Consider the following 21790-nt stretch of genomic DNA (forward strand, 5'->3'; position numbering starts at 1 on the left):
ATGAAGATATTACTGTTAGGCAGCGGAGGGCGCGAACACGCTCTGGCCTGGAAAATCGCCCAAAGCAAGAAAGTAGACCAACTGTACATCGCACCCGGAAATGCGGGTACGGGCAGTGTGGGGGAAAACGTACCGCTCAAAGCCGATGATTTTGAAGGCATCAGGCAATTTGTCCTCAGCAAAGGCGTGGACATGGTGGTAGTCGGCCCGGAAGATCCCTTGGTCAAAGGAGTGTATGATTTCTTCAAGAACGACAACCAACTGAAAGACATCCCTGTCATCGGTCCGTCCAAACAGGGAGCCGTACTGGAGGGAAGTAAAGATTTCGCCAAGGCATTCATGCAACGCCATGGCATACCGACAGCCGCCTACCGTACGTTCACGGGGGAGACGTTGGAAGAAGGCCTGAAATTTTTGGAAACCCTGAAAGCTCCTTACGTACTGAAAGCCGACGGACTTTGCGCAGGCAAAGGCGTGCTCATCCTGCCGACATTGGAAGAAGCCCGCAAGGAACTGAAAGAAATGCTGGGCGGCATGTTCGGCACGGCCTCCTCGTCGGTGGTCATCGAGGAATTCCTCAGCGGAATCGAATGTTCCGTATTCGTGCTGACAGACGGACGGAACTACAAAATCCTGCCGGAGGCTAAAGATTACAAACGTATCGGAGAACATGACACCGGTCTGAACACCGGCGGCATGGGGAGTGTGTCTCCCGTCCCGTTCGCTACCCCGGAATGGATGCGGAAAGTCGAAGACCGCATCATCCGCCCCACGGTGGAGGGACTGGCCGAAGAGGGCATCGACTACAAGGGCTTTATCTTCTTCGGACTAATCAACGTGGAAGGCGAACCGATGGTCATTGAATACAATGTACGCATGGGCGACCCAGAAACCGAAAGTGTCATGCTTCGTGTGAAGAGCGATCTGGTAGAGCTTTTGGAAGGCGTGGCACAGGGCGACCTCGACCGACGGACACTGGAAATCGACGAACGCAGTGCCGTATGTGTCATGCTGGTATCCGGCGGGTACCCCGAAGCATACGAAAAAGGATTCCCCATCACGGGTATCGAAGACGTACAGGACAGCATCGTCTTCCATGCCGGCACGGCTTTGAAGGACGGACAGGTGGTTACAGCCGGTGGACGGGTCATCGCAGTCAGCTCTTACGGACAGGATAAGGAAGAAGCCTTGAAGCAATCTTTCAGCCAGGCGCAGAAAATCCGGTTCGAGAAGAAATATTTCCGTTCCGACATCGGTCAAGACTTATAAGGAAATGAGACGGAACAGATTCCAGAACAAGGTGGCTACGAGTAATTTCACACTGCCCGTAGCCGCTTTTCTCACCACACTGCTGTGGTGTGCGGAAGGAATCTATACGCCCGACCGCATACTGGGTTGGGCCGTTTGCGGCCTGACGGCCTATTTTTGGGTAGAGACCAACAATGCCCATTCGCTCATCCGCATCCGCAGCCGGTTGACACCGGCCATTTACCTGTGGATGACGGGATGTATATTCAGCCTGCATCCTTTGCAAGACGGCTTAATCGTATCTTGCCTCATGCTGGCGTCCTATTATCTGTTGTTCAAATCCTATCAGCGCACGGAAGCCGTAAGCCCTATCTTTCACTCGTTTCTCTGTCTCGGCATCGGCAGTCTGTTTTTCCCGCAACTGCTTTTTTTCGCCCCATTTTATCTTTGGTATGCCACAGTCTACCTCCGTTCGCTGACATGGCGTACGTTCTGGGCGGCCATGACGGGCTTGATTCTCCCTTACTGGTTCATGGCCGGATATTTCCTTTATACGGAAGACTTCAGCCGGTTCATCGGACATTTCCGGGAACTCATCCTCTTCCAACCGATACATTATGAGAATTACCGGAATCTCGATTTTTTGCAAATCAGTACCATAGGACTGGTGGCGGTATTTACCTTTATAGCCGCACAGCATTGCATACGCACCAGTTTCAACGACAAGATACGCACACGGATGTTCCTGTATCTCATTCTCACCCAAGAGTTACTTATCGCACTGTTCATGGCCCTGCAACCCGTACATTTCCAAGTACTGCTCGGTCTGTTGGTCATGAACTCCGCTCCCATCCTATCCCATTACTTTGCTCTGACAGGCAGCCGGTTTACTCGTGCGGTGTTCGTGCTGTTCCTGTTCATGTTTGCAGCCTTATCTTTTCTGAACGTATGGACGCAGTGGTTGACTTTCTGATACAGTACGGCTATTGGGGCATGTTTCTGGCTGCTTTTCTGGCTGCCAGCATATTCCCGTTCAGCTCCGAGGCCGTCATGGTCGGCCTGCAACTGGCCGGTCTGGATCCGGTCATGCTATTGGTGTGGGGCACCGTAGGCAACGTGGGCGGCAGCATGTTCAATTACTGTTTAGGGCGGCTCGGCCGCATGGAATGGATAGAAAAATACTTGCACGTGAAGCGGGAAAGCGTGGAGAAAGCGCAACATTGGATGGAACGTAAAGGCGCTTGGGTGGGCGGTGTCCTATGTGTGGTCCCCGTCATCGGCGATGCCATTTCCGTGGCATTGGGTTTCATGCGTGCCAACTGGCTGATATGCCTGATTTCCATTACGATCGGGAAACTGGTACGTTATGCCATTTTAGTCTATACCGTCACTTTATTTTAATGAAAATGAAATTACGACCCTTCCTGTTTTACCTATGGGCATGTCTTTGCCTTCTCGCCGGATGCAAGCCGTCCGGCCGTACAGACAACAAAGACACGCAGCGACCGATGATCACTGTATCTATCGAACCGCTGCGCTACATTACGGAACGCATTGCAGGCGATGGGTTCCGCATAGAAACCTTCGTACCGAAAGGCAGCAGCCCCGAGACCTACGAGCCTACTCCCGAACAGATGATGAAACTCGGGCAAAGTCTGGTCTACTTCACGGTCGGCGATTTAGGTTTTGAACGTACTTGGACAGACCGGCTCCGGCAAATGTCCCCCGAAGTCCCGTTCGTCCGGACTTCGGAAGGCATCAAGCTCATAGAGGGACATCATCACGGCTCATCCGACACACCGGAAAACGAAACCGACCCGCACGTATGGACTTCACCGGTCCACATGAAGACCATCGCACAAAACATCTGTGCCTCGCTCTGCAAGCTCGACACGGCACACGCCCGGCAATTCCGCCGGAACCTGCAACAGACACTGGCCGACCTGCAAGCTACGGAAGACAGCATCCACACGCTCGTAGACAGCCTACCCTCCAAAGCTTTCCTCATCTACCACCCCACGCTCACCTACTTCGCACAGGATTACGGCCTCACGCAAATCGCCATAGAAACCGACGGTAAAGAACCTTCCCCGGCACAACTCGTCCGGCTCATCCGGCTTTGCAAAGAAAAACAGGTCCGTACCATTTTCGTCCAACAGGAATTCGACCGGAGAAATGCGGAACTCATTGCCAAAGAAACCGGCACGCACCTCGTAGACATCAACCCCCTGTCATACGAGTGGAAAGAAGAAATGCTGAAAATAGCCCGTACACTACACGCACAATGAAAATCGAAATGAAGAGAGAGCAGACCGAGTCTTGTTCGAGTCTGCCGAGCGGGGGCGATTTATCCAAAGAGCCCCTTATACAATTAAACCGGATCCAGGTAGGATATGACGGAAAACAAGTCCTGCGAGACATCGACCTGACGGTGTACACCCATGACTTTTTGGGTGTCATCGGCCCGAACGGCGGGGGAAAGACCACTTTAATCAAAACGATTCTCGGATTGAAAAAACCGATGTCCGGGACAGTCACCTTCTTCCGTGAAGGCCGCCCCGTCCCCTCCGTCCGCATGGGCTATCTGCCCCAATACAACAAAATAGACAAGAACTTCCCCATCTCGGTCTACGAAGTCGTGCTGTCGGGACTGCGGAAAAGCTTTTGGAAGCGTTATTCCAAGGCACAGCACCAAGCCACGCGGAACATGCTCTGCCGTATGGGGCTGGACACATTGGCCGACCGTCCGATAGGTAGTCTCAGCGGCGGCCAATTGCAACGTGCCCTGCTCGGCCGGGCCATCATATCGCAACCGGATGTGGTCATACTGGATGAACCCAATACTTATATAGACAAGCGGTTCGAAACGCAACTCTATCAACAATTAGAAGAAATCAACCGCGAAAGTGCCATCATCCTGGTCAGCCACGACTTGGGTTCGGTACTCCAGAATGTACGTACCATCGCCTGTGTCAACGAGACCCTCGACTACCATCCGGACACGGAACTGCCGGAAGGCTGGCTCGAAGACAAGTTCAACTGCCCCATCGATTTGGTAGGACACGGCAACTATCCTCACCGTGTATTAAAATGTCACAAACATAGTTAAAACGGCCGACAAACCTTTTAAAGTTCGGAAAAGAGCCGTACAGAAAGGAAAAAGTTACTAATTTTGCAACTCAACCGATAAGAACAAAATCAAATAACAGCAAAACAATGAAACAGTTCAAACTTGTAAACACTCTTTTGGGATGGATTACATTTGCTATTGCCGCGTGGGTTTACTGTTCCACCATTGAACCGACCGCAAGTTTCTGGGACTGTCCGGAGTTTATCACTACCGGCTATAAACTGGAAGTAGGACACCCGCCCGGTGCACCTTTCTTCATGCTTACGGCTAACTTATTCTCGCAATTTACCAGCGACCCTTCGCAAGTGGCCCTGATGGTCAACACGATGTCGGCGTTGATGAGTGCCGGTTGTATCCTGTTCCTTTTCTGGAGCATCACGCACCTGACGCGCAAACTGGTATGTAGCGACTACGACCAGATGACAACTGCCAAGTTGATTACCATCGAAGGAAGCGGTTTGGTGGGCGCGTTGGTCTATACTTTTAGCGACACATTCTGGTTCAGTGCCGTAGAAGGTGAGGTTTACGCTTATTCATCCTTATTTACGGCATTGGTGTTCTGGCTCATTCTGAAATGGGAAGAACATGCCGACGAGCCTCACAGCGACCGTTGGCTCGTGCTGATTGCCTACCTGACGGGGCTTTCCATCGGCGTGCATTTGCTGAACTTATTGTGCTTGCCGGCCATCGTACTCATTTGGTATTACAAGAAAAATCCCAATGCCAACCTGAAAGGTTCACTTTGGGCTTTGGTGGCTTCCTTTATTCTGGTAGCCGCCGTACTGTACGGCATCGTACCGGGCATCGTGAAAGTAGGAGGATGGTTCGAGCTGTTCTTCGTCAACACTTTGGGACTTCCGTTTAACACCGGCCTCATTTTCTACATTTTCTGCCTGATAGCCACCGTACTTTGGGCTATCCGCGAAACGCTTATCCAGAAAAGCCGTCGCCGCATGAATATCGCTTATCTGGTATCCGTAGGCATGTTGGGTATTCCCTTCTACGGATACGGATGGAGCAGTTTCATCATCGGAGTCATCGTCTTAGGCATTTTAGCTTTCGTCCTCAGCCGAAAGGTACAGGGAAAACCGCTCATCAGCCCCCGCGTCATGAACACCTCATTGCTTTGCATGCTGATGATCATGATCGGATATTCCACATACGCCGTCATCGTCATCCGTTCCACGGCAAATCCACCGATGGATCAAAATTCACCGGAGGACATCTTCACGTTGGGACAATACCTGAACCGTGAACAATACGGTAGCCGTCCGTTGTTCTACGGGCAGGCCTACACTTCGAAAGTTCAGTTAGAGACCAAAGACGGCTACTGCATGCCGGAATATAAAGAAGGGGCACCGATTTACCAACGCGTAGAAAAACATAGTGCCGACGAGAAGGACGCTTATCGCATAGTGTATTACGACAAAGAACCTATCTATGCACAAAACATGGTGTTCCCGCGTATGTATTCCGACCGCCCCGAGCACGTCAGGGCTTACGAAGACTGGATGGGCGGCGTGGAAGGCAAGCAAGTACCTTACGACCAATGCGGACAAATGGTAATGGTAAAGGTACCGACGCAAGCCGAAAACCTGCGCTTCTTCTTCAGTTACCAGATAAACTTCATGTACTGGCGGTATTTCATGTGGAATTTTGCCGGCCGCCAGAACGACATACAGGGTAATGGCGAATTGGAACACGGTAACTGGCTGACCGGAATTCCGTTCATCGACAATGCCCGTCTGGGCGACCAAAGCAAACTGCCCACTGAACTGAAAGAGAACAAGGGACATAATGTATTCTACTGCCTACCCCTGTTGTTGGGTCTCATCGGACTCTTCTGGCAGGCTTATAAGAACCAAGAAGGCGTACGCCAGTTCTGGGTCGTCTTCTTCCTGTTCTTCATGACCGGTCTGGCCATTGTGGTCTACCTCAACCAGACACCATTGCAGCCGCGTGAACGTGATTATGCTTACGCCGGTTCGTTCTATGCCTTCGCCATTTGGGTAGGTATGGGCGTAGCCGCCATCGTAGACGGACTGAAACGTCTCAAAGTGCCGGAAACCGCAGCCTCCTTAGTCAGTCTGCTCGCCTTGCTTGTCCCCATACAAATGGCCGGACAGACGTGGGACGACCACGACCGCAGCGGACGCTACACCTGCCGCGACTTCGGACAGAACTACCTGAACTCCATGGACGCCAAGGGCAATCCGGTGATCTTCACCAACGGTGACAACGACACCTTCCCGTTGTGGTATAACCAGGAAACGGAAGGCGTGCGTACCGATGCCCGTGTCTGCAACTTGAGTTACCTGCAAACCGACTGGTATATCGACCAGATGCGCCGTCCGGCCTACGACTCGCCGTCGTTGCCCATCAGTTGGACCCGTCTGCAATACGTCACCGGCACGCGCGAAGGCATCCCCGTGCAGCCCGATGCCCTCCAGCAAGTCATCGACTATTACAAAGACAGTCCGGAAGACCTGAAACAGATGTTGGGCGACAACCCGTACGAGTTGAAGAACATCATCCGGCACTGGGTCTTGAACGACAACCCGGACTTGCAAATCTTCCCGACCGACAGTATCGTAGTGACAGTGGACAAGGAAGCCGTGAAACGCTCCGGCATGATGATTGCCGCTGATTCCATTCCCGATGTGATGCACATCTCACTCAAAGGCAAACGCGCCGTCTACAAGAGTGAAATGATGATGCTGGAAATGATTTCGCAGGCCAACTGGGAACGCCCGCTCTACATGTCTACGACAGTAGGTCCCGACAATTACGGACATCTGGGCGACAACTTCGTACAGGAAGGCCTTGCCTGCCGCATCACGCCGTTCGACACCAAACAGAGCGGCCGCACCATCGACAGCGAAAGAATGTACAACAACATGATGAACAAGTTCAAATACGGCGGATTGAAAGAGAATCCGGACATTTACCTCGACGAGACCGTGATACGCATGTGCTACACACACCGTCGCCTCTTCAACCAACTGGCCCAACAGTTGTTAAAAGAAGGACAGAAAGATAAGGCATTGAAAGTGTTGCAACGGGCCGAAGAAGAAATCCCGGGCAGCATCGTCCCGCACGAAGCCTTTTACGGCCATTCGCTCGAACTGGCTGACGCCTGGCTGGCATTAGGCCATAAGGCCGAAGCCGAGAAACTGCTTAACGCTGTAGGACAGAATGCAAGGGAATATATAGAATGGTATTTAAGCCTGAATACCCAGCGCCTGTTGCAATCATCGAGAGAGTGTCTGATGCAGATATACATACTGAACGATATCGCCAAGACATGGGAACCTATAGACAAGAAAAAAGCGGAGACCTATCGCATGGAAGTGAACAACTATGCTTCACGTTGCCACCAGAGAGGCATGAGCTTGTAATCCTGTCTGAAACCCGAAGAGACCCATGTTCATAGAACAACCCGCAGTCTTTCTCCGATGGCTCTATCCGACCGCGATATGGCGGATGAGCCGCAAGAAGAAAGTAGTCTATCTGACATTCGATGACGGACCGATACCCGAAGCCACCCCGTTTGTGCTGGACATATTGGACAGGTTCGGTGTCAAGGCCACTTTCTTCATGGTGGGAGACAACGTGCGCAAGTATCCCGACATCTACCGTATGGTCGTCGAACGCGGGCACTGCGTCGGCAACCATACGTTCAACCACATCGGCGGCTTCCGCCATTCGAGCGAAGAATATCTGGAGAATGCCGACAAGGCTAACCGCCTGCTGCATACCAACCTCTTCCGCCCGCCTCACGGTTGGATGCGATTGCTGCAATTCAAACTGCTGCGCAAGCACTACCGCATCATCATGTGGGATTTGGTCACGCGCGACTACAGTAAAAGGGTGACGGCGGAGGACGTGGTAAACAACGTGAAACGCTATGCGCGCAACGGTTCCATCATCACGTTCCACGACTCGCTGAAAAGCATCGACAAGCTGCAAACAGCTTTGCCCGAAGCCCTGCAATGGCTGAAAGACCAGGGATATGCTTTCAAGGTGATAGAAAATCGCGAGTAAGTATATCTAATGGCAAAAACGCGAGTAAGTGAGCGCAGGCCGAACTTGTTCAGTGTCTGCCGAGCGTGAGCGATTTATGCAAATAACGGATGGTAAAAACAGAAAACATACTTTCTGCCACTCAAATAAAAGCCGAGGCCGCACGCCTCGGCTTTTCTGCTTGCGGACTGGCCCCGGCCGAACCGGTCGCCCCTCTGCACGCCGCTTTCTTCAAACGCTGGCTCGGCGAAGGACGGCAGGCCGGTATGGCTTACATGGAAGGGCATGAAGCCAAACGGCTCGACCCTCGCCTCCTCGTGGAAGGATGCCGGACAGTGGTCAGCGTAGCCCTGAACTACCGCCCGTCCACGCCCATCCCGGACCATAAACTGCAAATCGCCTGGTATGCTTACGGACAAGACTACCACGACATCATGCGGCAGAAGCTGAACAGCCTGCTCGAAGCCCTGCGGCACAGTACGCCGGAAGGCACCTTACAAGGCCGCGCCTTCTGCGACACAGCACCGGTACTGGAACGTTATTGGGCCTGGCGGTGCGGCTTGGGGTGGATAGGCCGTCACACCCAACTCGTCATCCCCCGGGCGGGCAGTGCATTCTTCCTCGGCGAACTGATGCTCAACCTGCCTGCGGATGCCTACGATGCGCCTTTCCCCACCGACCGTTGCGGCACTTGCCGCCGTTGTATCGAAGCCTGCCCCACACAGGCCTTGGAAGAAGGACGCGGACTGGATGCCCGCCGCTGCCTGAGCTACCTGACCATCGAGAACCGGGGCGGGATTCCCGAAGAGGCGGCTGCCCGGATGTATCCTTATTTCTACGGTTGCGACCGTTGCCTGCGTGCCTGTCCTCACTTGCGTTCCGCGCCTCCCGCCACGGAACCGGCCTTCACTCCCCGTCCCGAACTGCGGCAAATGGAGGAGGAGGACTGGATGGGATTGGACGTGGAGCGTTATCGGATGCTCTTCAAAGGCTCTGCCGTGAAACGGGCGAAATACGAGGGCCTCATCCGCAACCTGAAAGCACTGCGCGGCAACGGGGATAGATAAAAATATATTCCGGGTTCGACAAAAGAACAAAGGAATACAAGTATTAATGGCGTGAGCGGAGGAAAATCTGGTTTTTGAATTGGACAGAAGAACAAAAGAACAGAAGTTTTAATGGCGGGCAGAATTGAAAAAATTTGTTCTTTTGTTCTTCTGTCTAAAAAACAAATCTGCAAACGCCATTCTGACAATCTGTCAATCCAACACCCTTAGGATTCCATTTTTGGATACAGCGATACACACGGACGAAAAAACACGATTCTCGCATGCCTTGCAAAATCCTTTATGTCGCTCGTTTCCCTCCTTACGCTTACTTCCTGCATACAAAGCCATTATCCCGGGCGCAAGCCGTTACACACCACGTAAGCCCGGAGCCTTTCCGGCCAATCATCTTGTCACACGGATTGGAATAGGAACAGGCTTCCATCTAAAGAAAAAACAAGCCCTCGGAGCACACCTACGTACCGCCCGAAGCCGATTTTTCCAACGACATGCGGACAAACACAAAAAGTTCTGCGCAGAAAAAAAGTGTTTTTTCAGCCGAACGGAAAATCTTTCGGCTGAAACTGATTCCTAAAAATGCTTTAAGTATATAAAAAACGAGGCTGAAATGTGAATATATGTATTCAAAATAGCCTAAAAAACACACGGAACGTACTTTTTAGGCGACTTTTATCTCTCCAAAAATCGTCAAATCGCTTACATTCTGTCGGCATAAAGAGAGATTCCGACATCAAATGTCCAAAATCGGAAAAGACGCACCAATCCTAAATGCTTCCCAATCATCCCCCAACGTTAGGACGACATGTTCCCCAAAATCTTAAAGACAAAACAAATAACCCACAGTCACCATGAGCGAACGGTTCGTGAAGTCATCCACTTTCTTATAGCAAGAATTCAGTCCCAACATATAACGCAAGCCGACGTTCACCCCACTGCGGGATTCCCATCCTCCCCCGAACACAAGCCCGACATCTACCGGCTGCCTCTCGCCTAAAAGGGAAGAAGGTTGACGGCTGTTACCGTACTTCAACGTCCGCCCCACCAAAAAACCGACTTGCATGCCTGCATCCAAATGCACACCAAGGCCGGGATAAAACTTGGCCACCACAGGGATGTCGATATACTTGCTCTCCACTGCCACATCTTCCACCCTGTCCTTTATGATTTCATCACCGGGAATTATGACTCCATCGGATACGTTGTATCCCCTTGTCGTGTACATCAGATTGGCCTGCAAGCCCCACCGCTCACTCCAACGGTACATCCCCACCGCACCGATATTAAAACCGGTCATACGCTTGCCGCCCATCTCATACGAAGGAAACTTTACCGTGGACCAGTTTGCCCCCACTTCACAACCCACATGCCATTGGGCAGAAACCATTCCGCTCAAACATAAACATATTCCTATTATAAAAAGTCGTTTCATTCCATACTTTTTGATATAAAACAAACGATAATTGTACGCAAATATTGTAAAGAAACAGCCAATCATCTCCAAGCTATAAAACCTAACAGGCTTCTAAAAGTTTTATCCCCAACTTTTAGAAGCCTGTTCGATTTCATTTGGTTCCGGCCTTTATCTCCAGTCCGGCCATACCTTTTTTCTAAAAAGCAGAAGTCAATCCACCACGACTTTACATAATTTGCTCACGCTCGGCAGACTTCGAGCAAGCTCGGTCTGCGCTCACTTAATCGCAAATTTGCGCGTGCCCACGATATAAATCCCGTGCGGAAGTCCGTTCACGGCTTCATGCGGCATGACCGCACTGCGCACTTTCACGCCGCTCACGGTGTACACATCTACCGGAACCTCAGCCGAATCCGTCACTTCGCGAATGGCAGTCGGTTTGGCGACATACAACAACTTGAAGTTGTCGAAACAGTTCCAGTCGTGGTACCTATACTCGGTCTTGTCCAGACCGACCCGCAAATCCCCTTTCGCCAATAACTCGTATTCCACTTCGTTGGCGCGGTATTCCCCGTCGCGGTTGAAGGCATCGTTGGCTGTCCATACATCATCGGGATAGGTATAGGGATTGTAAGTGTAGGGAGCGGAACCGTCGAACAAAGACATGAACGTCTGGCGGCTGCTATTGAGATACAGTCCGGCCAAAAGCTGTTCCGAACCGTCCCGATGCGCGTCATAGGCTTCCGCCTTGTCTCCATAGCGATAAAAGCCTTGGGCGCGAAGGAGGTATGTACCGGCCGGCATACGTTCCAACACCTGATAAGTGTCGTAAGTCTTGTCGTAAAACTCAGCCACACCGGAAGAAGCCGCCGTAAAAGACGTGCCTTCCCATCCCTTGCTGCCTTCCGAAAAATCGGGATTGACTAAAAGCCAGGTAAGGTCTACTTCCTCTCCGGGTGTCCAACCGGCGCACAAGTCCTCCGTATAGGTTTCCACCGCCGCTTTCAGGGCCTCGTAGGCCGCAGGCAAAGCCATTGACAGTTCGGACACGGAGGTCAGGTCCAACGCTTCTTCGGCTTGCCGGATGGCGGCATCGAACACTTGGCTACCGCTCTCCTCCTTCAGATCCTCCACACGTGGCAGATACAAACGCACATCGCTCCATGCCTGCAACAGGCGGTACTCTTCTTCCGTCACCGTCATGACGGAACCGTGCTGGAACGCTCCGGTCCCTTCCACATTGGAGGAATGCGTCACGTTCAATCCCAGATGGTCTGTCTCGCAATACTTGTAGGCACTGCCGCCGGAGTAGCGCATATAATACAGGTTGTACACGTCCTCATTGATGCGGCGCACCGTACTCGAACCTTCCACCTGTTCCGAACCTTCGTTCGTCACGTGCATCACTTCCGTCCAGGTACCTCCCACCAACGTCTTGCTCGTGGCCTCATAAATGCCCCGTTCCGTGCCCGAAGCCCCTTCACGTTTGTAATACATATGGTAGAGGCTGTCGTAAGGATTATACACGATGTCCGCGTCGATTACCGAGATTCCGGGGTCGAAAAAGACACGGGGTTGGGTCAGCGTCTTGAACTCCCGGTCGGCATAGGAATAAAAAATACGGTCGTGGTTGTCGCCTTCGTTGGTGGACAGTATAGAATAGTACACCAGATAGGCACCTTCTCCCCCGTTATAGTCCTTGTCCCAGATGAACTGCGGTGCCCATACACGGTTGATGCGGGCATATTCCTCGTCGGTGTCATATACGCCCGTCGTGACATCGGGGTCGGAGAAGATGGATTTTCCCCGGTTGAAGTCGAACGTCGTACCCTCCCAATGTATCAAATCCCGGGAACGTACCAAGTTGATGCCGTGGTTGTTCCACACGCCGGAAGCATGCTGTTTCATGTCGGTGGTTGTGATGAAATAGCCGTCCGGCGCTTCACCGCGCCCGATATAGGCATCACGCGTACCGTGTTCTATCTCCGCAATCTTCTCCGTGTCGAAGACTTCTCCCCCGTCCAGCAAAACGTTGAACACACGACCTTGGTCTTCTTTCGCGCCGAGTGCGAAGTTGGTGATTTCCTTTCCGGAATTCATGAAGCAGTACAAGTAACCGTAGCGGTTGTCATCGGGCGCCAATATCACCGGATACTCCACTTCCACCGTATCGGCTTCGCAGCTCAGCTTGGCAGACAACACCCCGGCACGGACCGCCTCATCCCCTTGCGGCAAGCGGTGTACCACCAGTTTCTCGTTTTCTAAGGCGATGGCATCCTCATAACCCTGATTCACAGAAAAGAACCATCTTACGCCCACCCTATCGGAAATATTTTCGGGCAAATCCGTCGTGGCATGCAAGCAGTTGAACTTCTTCATAAACCGTGCCAGTTCTTCACGTGCGGCACTCATGTCCACTTCCCGCGACTCCGCCGCACGGCCTTGCACCTGGGCGTAGAGTTCCTTCATCTGCCCTCCGTCCAAGGCCACGTCGTATATCTGGAAGTCGTCGAAGAACGCCTCCGTCATCAAGGCATCGGCGGCAAAAGGCGAACGCCCGATAAAAGCCTCCGTCAACTCCTGCGCCATGTCGGCCGGCCTTTGGGTCACTTGCTGCTCACTGGCCATGCGCCCGTCCACGTAGAGCCGCCCCATGTTCCCTTCTTGCACGTATGCAATGTGGTGCCACTCGCCGTAAGACAATCCCCCATGCGACGGGGCATCCGCGCTCTCCCCATCCTTGATGGTGTAATACCAGCCCGTGTTGTCCGGACTGTTGACCAAGCCGACGTACTGCTCCGTCCCGTTAGAAAACCCATACGCCCAGCAATATTGGTCCAAGGCACCTACGCCGGGCAATGCGATGGCCACCGACATGGTATAGTCGCCCTCCAGCCCGGAAAAAGTTTGGCGTGCCATGTCCACGCCTAAATCAAAAAAACCTTGCTCTCCGTTACTGCCGGTATAAAGTGCCTTGTTTCCGTCGTCCATCGCCACGATGGCTGCCCCGCCGTGCAACTTTCCCGGGAATTTTCCCTTGTCGTCAGCCTCCTGCCCTCCGTCGAAAGAATACTGTATGAGCGGCTCCGGAAGCTCTGCCTTTTCCTCTACCACGATTTCCACGTCCCGCACATCCAGACGGAGAATATTCAACGAATAGGCGGGCAGTTCGTAGGTGAACTGTTGTCCCTTCACATCCAACGCACGCTCCTTCGGCGACACGCGGTCGGGGTTCTCCAGATTGTTTTCATCCGTGCCGTCAGCCGAAGTCAGTACGACCACGGAACCTCCCGTCACTGTCGCGTGAGCCAGGTTGACGGTTGCGGTCTGTGCCGAAGCTCCGGGATTCACTAACTTCACGTACAGAACGCCTGCCTCATCGTCGATATTGGAAGAGACGTATATTTTACGGCTCACCGGCAAAGTGAAATCATGCAGGAGCGCACCGTCCAGATAGCACTTCACGTGCGTGCCGTTCACTTCGACTTTGATACGGTAGGCATGTCCTGTTTCCAAAGACCCTTTCACGGAAGCCGCCGTAGTCTTCGACCCATTGGTGCAAACCTCCACGCCGTGTTGCGTATTGCCCCATCCGCCGAGGTTCCACCAACAATAATTGTCTCCGTCTCCGCAATTAAAGGCAATGAGGAAACCCTCCGCCCCACCGGTCTTCGTGGCTTCCACTTCATACGTATAGTTCTGCCCCGGCTGCACATCGCAGACATAGAGTTTGCCTTGCATGCCCTTATCCGTCTGTTTCAGCACGCCGCCCGAAGTGGTCCACGTGCCTCCGTCGGCCTTCCATTCAGGTTTTACGGACGAGAAATCGTCGTGGAAGACCACCGTCCCGTCGCCTGCCGTGACTTTCACATTGTCGAAAGTGGCACTCGTGCTCCACGTGCTCAGGCCGATGGCCCCGGAGCGCAGCAGTTGGTTGTTTTCTTCCGTCCACTTCACATTCTGTTTTCCTACATTGTTCGGGAAAAGCTGCTGCACGTAGTACGAAGGCGTACCGTAACTGGTATAACTGTTGAAACGGATCATATCCGGACGCCAGTTGTAATTGTTTTCATTGACAAATATCGGGGCATAGCTGTTCATGATGCAGACATCGGAGTTGTTTTCCATCCCTTGCATGAAAACGGCCTCTCCCAACGCCGCATTCAAATGGCCGTTGATGCCATAGTCCTGCGTCACGGCATACTCTCCTACGTAGATTTTGTGGCTTGCCCGGCTGTACGTGTCATATTTATTGTATTGGCTGACGAACCATGAAGGATTCCGGTAATAATGCTCGTCCACTGCATCTACCGGATACGGGTTCCGCCAACTGGGATTGTCCGTGCCCCATGATTCCACATTGCCAATCAGCGTCACTTCGGGATACTTGGCCTTAATGGCCTTGCGGAACTGTTCGTAACGCTCGGCATAGTGGTCGCTTTGGTCGTTATTGTTTTCCGAACTGAAGTTATAGTTCTCGTTCCCGATTTCCAATAAACGGAGATTGAAAGGTTCGGGATGGCCGTTCTTGGCCCGCAACGCGCCCCATTTCGTAGTTTTGGCATCGCCGTTGCAATACTCTATCGCATCGAGAGCCTCTTGGATGTATTCGTCTATCCGGGTATAGTCCTCCACCCAAGCATGCCCCATACCCATGTTCACCACGAACAGCGGTTCGGCTCCCAAATCCTCGGTGAGCTGCAACATTTCATGGAACCCGAAACCGTCCGACACCCTATATCCCCAATTCTGGTTCATGTGTCCGGGACGTTCCTCGATAGGACCGATGGTGTTTTTCCACTCGAAACGATTGGTTTTTCCATTGGCATAATGCCCTTCCACGTAGCAACCGCCGGGGAAACGTACGAACGACGGTTTCATGGCTTCCAGTTTTTCCGCCAAGTCGATGCGGCAACCGTTGTCGCGGCCTTTGTAAGTGGGCGGAAAAAGACTTACCATGTCCAACACGACCGTGCCGGGCACGGAGCCTTTCAGGGCGAACCAACCGTCGCGGGCCTCTCCCGTAGCCGTGATTTCCGCCGTCAGTTTCGTCCACTCCGAACCGACATCCACCGCGAGCTCGCGGCTACCCAGACTCTGACCGCCTTCAGTCTGCAACTCGGCTGTAAGGACACCCTTGTAAGCCGGACTTCCTTTTATCCAGAAAGACAACTTGTAAGTCTGCCCGTTCACCACATGAATGCCCCAGAAACCCTCGTTGCGCACACCGTCGCCCGCGCCTTTGAATTCCAATTCGAGCGCATGCTCCTGCGCCTCGTTCAGTATCCCGTCGGTAACCACGGCCATACGGGCGTTCCCCACGGCCCACCATTTGTCCGGGTTCGACGCATTGTCCTCGAAAGAACGGTTGTGAATCAGCTCGGCGTAAAGCCCACCGTCGCCGGCATGGTTGATTTCCTCAAAGAAAATACCATAATGGCGACCGCCGATGGAAGCTCCCCGCTGTCCGGCATCGATATTCAATGTAACTTGTGCCATGGAAGAGGCCATACACATTCCGCAAAATGCCACGGAAACAAGCCTCTTGAAAAAAGTTCTGTCCTTCATTTCATGAAAAATATAGAGGTTAATGTTTTTAATTTACAAGACGTTGACATCTTTGCCCAAAAGTAATTAAATCCACGCTTCAAACCTAATAAAAATCTAAATAAATGTGGAAGACACACCATTTTCTCCTTTTTTCTCCTTAACTTTGCAGTCGTAAATACAAATGTGGATAGATTTGGGCGGCTTGCAACCACGGTAAAAAATGCTAAATACAGTTTTGGAACTGCACGCATACCTTCCCAATGAAACCCCATTCTTATTATTAATTTTTTAATTTAACTACGTAGAAATGGGTTACTTATTTACTTCCGAATCGGTGTCTGAAGGACACCCGGACAAAGTGGCGGACCAGATTTCCGACGCTGTATTGGACGAATTATTGGCTTTCGACCCTAACTCGAAAGTCGCATGTGAAACATTGGTGACAACGGGTCAGGTTGTCGTGGCCGGAGAGGTAAAATCAGAAGCTTACGTCGACCTGCAAGAAATAGCCCGCCGTACGATCCGCCGTATCGGCTATACCAAAGCGGAATACAAGTTCGAGGCAGAAAGTTGCGGCGTATTCTCTGCCATCCATGAACAAAGCGCCGACATCAACCGCGGCGTGGAACGCCAAGACCCGATGGAACAAGGGGCAGGCGACCAAGGTATGATGTTCGGTTATGCCACCAATGAAACGGAAAACTATATGCCGCTATCCCTCGACCTCAGCCACAAAATCCTGCGTGTATTGGCCGAAATACGGCGCGAAGGCAAAGAAATGACTTATTTGCGTCCCGACGCCAAAAGCCAAGTGACGATTGAATATGACGACAACGGGAAACCGGTCCGCGTGGACACGATTGTGGTTTCCACACAACATGACGAATTTATCCAACCGACCGACGGCAAGCAGGAAGAGGCCGACCGGAAGATGTTGGACAAGATACGCCAGGATGTCATTACGATTCTGATGCCGCGTGTCATTGCCGAGATTCACGATCCGGCCATACTCCGGCTGTTTGACGAACATATCACTTACCACGTGAACCCCACCGGCAAATTCGTGATAGGCGGTCCTCATGGCGATACCGGACTGACCGGCCGTAAAATCATCGTAGACACTTACGGAGGCAAAGGTGCCCACGGAGGAGGCGCCTTCTCCGGGAAAGACCCTTCCAAAGTAGACCGTTCGGCCGCATACGCCGCACGCCACATCGCCAAGAACATGGTGGCAGCCGGGGTGGCCGACGAAATGTTGGTGCAAATCAGCTATGCCATCGGTGTGGCACGGCCGGTGAACATCTACGTCAATACTTACGGACGCAGCCATGTCAGCCTGAGCGACGGAGAGATTGCGCAAAAGATAGACGCGTTGTTCGACCTGCGGCCGAAAGCCATCGAAGACCGCCTGAAACTCCGTAATCCCATTTATGAAGAGACTGCCGCTTACGGCCACATGGGACGCCAGCCGCAGACCGTGACCAAGGAGTTCCACAGCCGCTATATGCCTACCAAGACCCTCGAAGTGGAACTCTTCACGTGGGAGAAGTTGGATTATGTAGCTCAAATCAAAGAAGCATTCGGACTATAAGATGAACACGATTCAATCAGTGTGTGTATACTCGGCCTCCAGTACGAAAATAGCCGATTGCTATTTCCGTGCAGCACGGGAGTTGGGTGAACTCTTGGCCCATCATGGTATCCGTCTGGTGAACGGTGCCGGAAACCTCGGGCTGATGAGAGCCTGTGCCGATGCCTGTCTGGAAGCCGGAGGGCAAGTGACCGGCGTGATTCCCCATTTCATGGTGGAACAAGGCTGGCAACACCCCGGACTTACGGAACTGATTGAAACGGAAGACATGCACACCCGCAAGCAGACAATGGCCCGCCTGTCGGACGGTGTCATTGCCTTGCCGGGCGGATGCGGTACGTTGGAAGAATTGCTCGAAATCATTACGTGGAAACAACTCGGGTTATACCTCAATCCCATTGTGGTGTTGAACACGGAAGGATTCTATAATCCGTTACTGAAAATGCTCGAACATGCCGCCGAAGAACATTTCATGCGCCCGGCCCATCTGGGTATCTGGAAAGTGGCTTCCAGCCCAGCCGAAGCCCTCGACTTGTTGTACTCTACTCCACTTTGGGACAAAGAAGTCCGTAAATTTGCAGCCATTTGAACATGAAAGACTCACTTCAAACGGCTCTTCCGGCGCACGAGAAGGCTTCGTATCCCATCCGACAGAAATTCAATCCGAAAAAAATTATTGAAAGTCTGCCCGCCGATGCCACACCGGCCCAACAGGATTCCGCCATTCAGGCGATGCTGCCTCCACGCCCGACCGTGCGCTCGGCACGTCCCGACACCCTGAACCTTCCGGGATGGCAGATACCGTCGGCCAAGACTGCCCTTTCCGTACAAGACATCCGATACGATGAAAACTTCTTCAGCACTTCTCCCTATTACCATGCTGAAATAAACATCGACCCAGCCGGCATGGATGCCGACCCGTTACCCTATTTGTTACGCCACGATGATTGGGTCACAGGTATCTTGCTCTGCTGTTTTCTGGTAGTCATGACCATCTTCGCCAACAGCAAGAAGTTTATCAAACAACGCTTACAGGACTTTTTCCTCAACCGCATGGACAAGGAGAAACTTTTCTCGATAGAGACGGGCCGCGAAATGCGCCACGCCATTTTCCTTTATTTGCAAAGCGGATTGCTCGTCAGCCTGTTTTTCTTCGATTACACACAAACCACCCGGGATCTCTTCATGTCCCCCGTTTCCTCCCATATCCTATTGGGTATCTATGTTTTGATTTGCTGGATTTACTTGGGACTCAAGCAACTGTTTTACGCGTTTGTCAATTGGATCTTTTTTGACAAAGAACGCAGAAGTACCTGGCTTAAATCATATTCATTTCTCGTTTCGGCCGAAGGGGTACTGCTTTTTCCGCTTGCTTTAATCACAGTCTTTTTCAATCTTCCGACCTACAGTGTGATATTATGTTTGTGCCTGTTACTGGGTTTCATCAGACTTCTACTCTTTTATAAAACTTTTTGTATATTTTTCCCAAAATTTCATGGTTTCTTGCATTTAATTGTGTACTTTTGTGCCCTTGAAATGCTGCCTCTTTGCGGCTTATGGCAAGCACTTACATATACAAACGACATACTATTGTAAAATATTGAACACTTATGATAAAGAAGATTCTGGTTTCACAACCCAAACCAACCTCCGAGAAGTCTCCTTATTTCGAGATTGCCTCCAAGTATGGTGTGGAAGTAGTTTTCAGACCATTTATCAAGATTGAAGGTTTGTCTGCTAAAGAATTCCGCCAACAGAAAGTCTCTATATTGGATTACACCGCCGTGGTATTCACTTCACGTAATGCCATCGATCATTTTTTCCTGTTGTGCAAAGAATTACGCGTGACGATACCCGAAGATATGAAGTATTTCTGCATTACGGAAACCATTGCACTGTATATCCAAAAATATGTGCAGTACCGCAAACGCAAGGTCTTCTTCGGCTCTACGGGCAAAGTGGACGATCTGCTCCCGTCTATGGTCAAGCATAAAACAGAAAAATATCTGGTTCCGTTGTCGGATGTACACAACGACGAAATCACGAACCTGTTGGATTCCAAGAAGCTTATCCACAAGGAAGTGGTAATGTACCGCACCGTGAGCAACGATTTCAAGAGCGACGAGAAGTTCGATTACGACATGCTGATTTTCTTCAGCCCCTCGGGTATACAGGCTTTGCTGAAAAACTTCCCTGATTTCGAGCAGAAAGAGATTGCCATCGGTACGTTCGGGCCGGCCACAGCCCAGGCCGTCAAAGATGCAGGACTGCGATTGGACATGGAAGCTCCCACTTCGCAATACCCGTCCATCACGGCCGCATTGGACGATTTCGTAAAGAAGCACAACTGTTGATGCTCATCAAATAAGAAAGGGTGCCGGAAAAGCACCCTTTCTCCTTTATCCTACAACACCGTACCTTATGGAACAGAAACCGGACTTTTCATTTCATAAATCGGAGCGCTTGTGTAGCAAACGCATCATAGACGCTCTGTTCACCGGAGGCAGCAAATCCATGTCGGCCTTTCCGCTCCGCGTAGTCTTCATGCCGGTTCCCGTAGAAGCCCCGGCTCCTCTTGTATCCATATTGGTGTCCGTGTCGAAACGACGTTTCAAAAGGGCTGTAAAACGAAACCGGGTGAAACGGCAGATTCGCGAAGCTTACCGCAAACAAAAACACATCTTGACATCCGTTTTGCCCACGTCATCCGGGCAGGGTCTGGTAGTGGCTTTCCTCTGGCTTTCCGACCGCCTGTACGCTTCGGCCGAAGTGGACGATTGCGTGAGACGCCTGTTGGTGCGTATCTCCGAACAACTTCCGGCATCCCCGGACGAACACACCGATGATGCATCCGCCCTATGACCGTTTCCGCCATTTGTTATCCGCCGCGTTGATTGCTCCCATTCAGTTCTATCGCCGTGTGATTTCCCCCATGACTCCCCCATCGTGCAGGTTTACGCCGACTTGTTCACAATACGCTATTGAAGCCATCCGCAAGCATGGCCCCTTTAAAGGCATGTACTTGGCCGTGCGTCGCATCCTGCGTTGCCATCCCTGGGGAGGAAGCGGTTATGACCCCGTCCCTTAAGCCTATGGAAACATTTCTGAACCTCCATGCCCATCGACCGGCCGCATCTTCGTCGGAAACTGTCATCCGCAACTATATCCTTCCTTTGCCTCCTGCCGGACACGAAGAACCCGAATACGGCCAAGCCTTTTCCGCCGGTATCCATCCTTGGTATATCCCCGCACATCCGGAAGAAACCCTGAAAGAACTGGACCGTCTGGCCGCCTCCCCCTTCTGTAAAGCCATAGGTGAAGCCGGACTGGACAAATTCGTATCGACCTCACTTTTCCTCCAGCGTGAACTTTTCGTACGTCAGGCAGAACTGGCTGCCGCCCACCGGCTTCCCGTCATCGTCCACTGCGTCAAAGCATGGGACGAACTGCTCTCCGCACGAAAAGACATTCCGGCTGCCGCCGTTTGCATCATCCACGGTTTCCGAGGCAACCCCCAACTGGCCGAAAGCCTTTTAGGCAAAGGATTTTACCTCAGTTTCGGTTTCCGTTTCCATCCGCAAAGCCTGACGCTCTGCCCGTCCGACCGTCTCTTCTTCGAAAGCGACGAAGACTCACGTCCCGTAGACACACTATACCGTACGGCTGCCGAACTACGCTCTTGTACTCCGGAAGAACTGCGCACACAATGTTGGGAAAATCTCGTCCGAATCGGCCCGTCGTCTAAAAAATAGGAATATAGTTGCAAGTCT

17 protein-coding genes are annotated in these 21790 nt (G+C 52.0%); 15 read left to right on the top strand and 2 right to left on the bottom strand.

Going from position 1 to position 21790, the window contains the following annotated elements:
- The 8 genes from purD to queG all read left to right on the top strand — a co-directional run bounded on the left by purD (position 1) and on the right by queG (position 9468).
- Positions 1–1269: a phosphoribosylamine--glycine ligase gene (purD, locus tag HMPREF9441_RS05185; protein WP_008618793.1), complete on the top strand. Its 1269-nt coding sequence runs from the start codon at positions 1–3 to the stop codon at positions 1267–1269.
- 4 nt (positions 1270–1273) lie between these two features.
- A complete protein-coding gene (locus HMPREF9441_RS05190; protein WP_008618795.1) occupies positions 1274–2221 on the top strand; it encodes a hypothetical protein in 948 nt (315 codons plus the stop codon).
- Positions 2197–2649 carry a YqaA family protein gene (locus HMPREF9441_RS05195; protein WP_008618803.1) on the top strand — a complete coding sequence of 151 codons (453 nt, stop codon included), beginning with the start codon at positions 2197–2199 and terminating at the stop codon, positions 2647–2649. The genes HMPREF9441_RS05190 and HMPREF9441_RS05195 overlap by 25 nt, the downstream gene beginning before the upstream one ends.
- Before the next feature lie 5 nt (positions 2650–2654).
- Complete coding sequence (locus tag HMPREF9441_RS05200) at positions 2655–3536, top strand: metal ABC transporter solute-binding protein, Zn/Mn family (RefSeq protein ID WP_407946608.1); 882 nt, start codon at positions 2655–2657, stop codon at positions 3534–3536.
- Positions 3533–4357 (top strand): metal ABC transporter ATP-binding protein, encoded by an 825-nt coding sequence (locus HMPREF9441_RS05205; protein ID WP_008618805.1) that lies wholly within the window; start codon positions 3533–3535, stop codon positions 4355–4357. The genes HMPREF9441_RS05200 and HMPREF9441_RS05205 overlap by 4 nt, the downstream gene beginning before the upstream one ends.
- A 107-nt stretch (positions 4358–4464) precedes the next feature.
- Entirely contained in the window at positions 4465–7776 is a 3312-nt protein-coding gene (locus HMPREF9441_RS05210; protein WP_008618806.1) for a DUF2723 domain-containing protein, read from the top strand.
- A 25-nt stretch (positions 7777–7801) separates the two neighbouring features.
- On the top strand, positions 7802–8422 hold the full coding sequence (locus HMPREF9441_RS05215) for a polysaccharide deacetylase family protein (RefSeq protein ID WP_008618807.1): 621 nt from the start codon (positions 7802–7804) through the stop codon (positions 8420–8422).
- Positions 8423–8511: 89 nt separating this feature from the next.
- Entirely contained in the window at positions 8512–9468 is a 957-nt protein-coding gene (queG, locus tag HMPREF9441_RS05220; RefSeq protein ID WP_008618817.1) for a tRNA epoxyqueuosine(34) reductase QueG, read from the top strand.
- Between the two features lie 817 nt (positions 9469–10285).
- On the opposite strand, the gene HMPREF9441_RS05230 is transcribed toward queG, so the two are convergent.
- Both HMPREF9441_RS05230 and HMPREF9441_RS05235 read right to left on the bottom strand, forming a co-directional pair.
- A complete protein-coding gene (locus tag HMPREF9441_RS05230) occupies positions 10286–10897 on the bottom strand; it encodes a porin family protein (RefSeq protein WP_021981367.1) in 612 nt (203 codons plus the stop codon).
- A gap of 258 nt (positions 10898–11155) precedes the next feature.
- On the bottom strand, positions 11156–16378 hold the full coding sequence (locus tag HMPREF9441_RS05235; protein ID WP_244949628.1) for an alpha-L-arabinofuranosidase C-terminal domain-containing protein: 5223 nt from the start codon (positions 16376–16378) through the stop codon (positions 11156–11158).
- 358 nt (positions 16379–16736) lie between these two features.
- Between HMPREF9441_RS05235 and metK the strand changes: the two genes are divergently transcribed.
- The 7 genes from metK to HMPREF9441_RS05265 all read left to right on the top strand — a co-directional run bounded on the left by metK (position 16737) and on the right by HMPREF9441_RS05265 (position 21772).
- Positions 16737–18020 (top strand): methionine adenosyltransferase, encoded by a 1284-nt coding sequence (gene metK, locus HMPREF9441_RS05240; protein WP_008618822.1) that lies wholly within the window; start codon positions 16737–16739, stop codon positions 18018–18020.
- Position 18021: 1 nt separating this feature from the next.
- Positions 18022–18609 (top strand): LOG family protein, encoded by a 588-nt coding sequence (locus tag HMPREF9441_RS05245; protein ID WP_008618823.1) that lies wholly within the window; start codon positions 18022–18024, stop codon positions 18607–18609.
- Positions 18610–18611: 2 nt separating this feature from the next.
- The gene (locus HMPREF9441_RS05250; protein WP_008618824.1) at positions 18612–19616 is read left to right on the top strand and encodes a DUF4271 domain-containing protein; all 1005 of its coding nucleotides are present in this window, start codon (positions 18612–18614) and stop codon (positions 19614–19616) included.
- A 14-nt stretch (positions 19617–19630) separates the two neighbouring features.
- Positions 19631–20374, top strand: a complete 744-nt coding sequence (locus HMPREF9441_RS05255; RefSeq protein ID WP_008618830.1) for a uroporphyrinogen-III synthase — start codon at positions 19631–19633, stop codon at positions 20372–20374.
- A 67-nt stretch (positions 20375–20441) separates the two neighbouring features.
- Positions 20442–20882: a ribonuclease P protein component gene (gene rnpA / locus HMPREF9441_RS05260; RefSeq protein ID WP_008618831.1), complete on the top strand. Its 441-nt coding sequence runs from the start codon at positions 20442–20444 to the stop codon at positions 20880–20882.
- Entirely contained in the window at positions 20866–21108 is a 243-nt protein-coding gene (gene yidD, locus HMPREF9441_RS17665) for a membrane protein insertion efficiency factor YidD (RefSeq protein WP_008618833.1), read from the top strand. Before rnpA ends, yidD begins: the two co-directional genes overlap by 17 nt.
- 4 nt (positions 21109–21112) lie before the next feature.
- Complete coding sequence (locus tag HMPREF9441_RS05265; RefSeq protein ID WP_244949629.1) at positions 21113–21772, top strand: TatD family hydrolase; 660 nt, start codon at positions 21113–21115, stop codon at positions 21770–21772.
- Positions 21773–21790 lie beyond the last annotated feature (18 nt).

The organism is Paraprevotella clara YIT 11840, assembly GCF_000233955.1.
Taxonomy (GTDB): Bacteria; Bacteroidota; Bacteroidia; order Bacteroidales; family Bacteroidaceae; genus Paraprevotella; species Paraprevotella clara.

Excerpts from the sequence above, each read along its gene's own strand:
- purD (WP_008618793.1), top strand. The coding sequence starts at position 1 with ATGAAGATATTACTGTTAGGCAGCGGAGGGCGCGAACACGCTCTGGCC.
- HMPREF9441_RS05190 (WP_008618795.1), top strand. The coding sequence starts at position 1,274 with ATGAGACGGAACAGATTCCAGAACAAGGTGGCTACGAGTAATTTCACA.
- HMPREF9441_RS05195 (WP_008618803.1), top strand. The coding sequence starts at position 2,197 with ATGGACGCAGTGGTTGACTTTCTGATACAGTACGGCTATTGGGGCATG.
- HMPREF9441_RS05200 (WP_407946608.1), top strand. The coding sequence starts at position 2,655 with ATGAAATTACGACCCTTCCTGTTTTACCTATGGGCATGTCTTTGCCTT.
- HMPREF9441_RS05205 (WP_008618805.1), top strand. The coding sequence starts at position 3,533 with ATGAAAATCGAAATGAAGAGAGAGCAGACCGAGTCTTGTTCGAGTCTG.
- HMPREF9441_RS05210 (WP_008618806.1), top strand. The coding sequence starts at position 4,465 with ATGAAACAGTTCAAACTTGTAAACACTCTTTTGGGATGGATTACATTT.
- HMPREF9441_RS05215 (WP_008618807.1), top strand. The coding sequence starts at position 7,802 with ATGTTCATAGAACAACCCGCAGTCTTTCTCCGATGGCTCTATCCGACC.
- queG (WP_008618817.1), top strand. The coding sequence starts at position 8,512 with ATGGTAAAAACAGAAAACATACTTTCTGCCACTCAAATAAAAGCCGAG.
- HMPREF9441_RS05230 (WP_021981367.1), bottom strand. The coding sequence starts at position 10,897 with ATGAAACGACTTTTTATAATAGGAATATGTTTATGTTTGAGCGGAATG.
- HMPREF9441_RS05235 (WP_244949628.1), bottom strand. The coding sequence starts at position 16,378 with ATGGCACAAGTTACATTGAATATCGATGCCGGACAGCGGGGAGCTTCC.
- metK (WP_008618822.1), top strand. The coding sequence starts at position 16,737 with ATGGGTTACTTATTTACTTCCGAATCGGTGTCTGAAGGACACCCGGAC.
- HMPREF9441_RS05245 (WP_008618823.1), top strand. The coding sequence starts at position 18,022 with ATGAACACGATTCAATCAGTGTGTGTATACTCGGCCTCCAGTACGAAA.
- HMPREF9441_RS05250 (WP_008618824.1), top strand. The coding sequence starts at position 18,612 with ATGAAAGACTCACTTCAAACGGCTCTTCCGGCGCACGAGAAGGCTTCG.
- HMPREF9441_RS05255 (WP_008618830.1), top strand. The coding sequence starts at position 19,631 with ATGATAAAGAAGATTCTGGTTTCACAACCCAAACCAACCTCCGAGAAG.
- rnpA (WP_008618831.1), top strand. The coding sequence starts at position 20,442 with ATGGAACAGAAACCGGACTTTTCATTTCATAAATCGGAGCGCTTGTGT.
- yidD (WP_008618833.1), top strand. The coding sequence starts at position 20,866 with ATGCATCCGCCCTATGACCGTTTCCGCCATTTGTTATCCGCCGCGTTG.
- HMPREF9441_RS05265 (WP_244949629.1), top strand. The coding sequence starts at position 21,113 with ATGGAAACATTTCTGAACCTCCATGCCCATCGACCGGCCGCATCTTCG.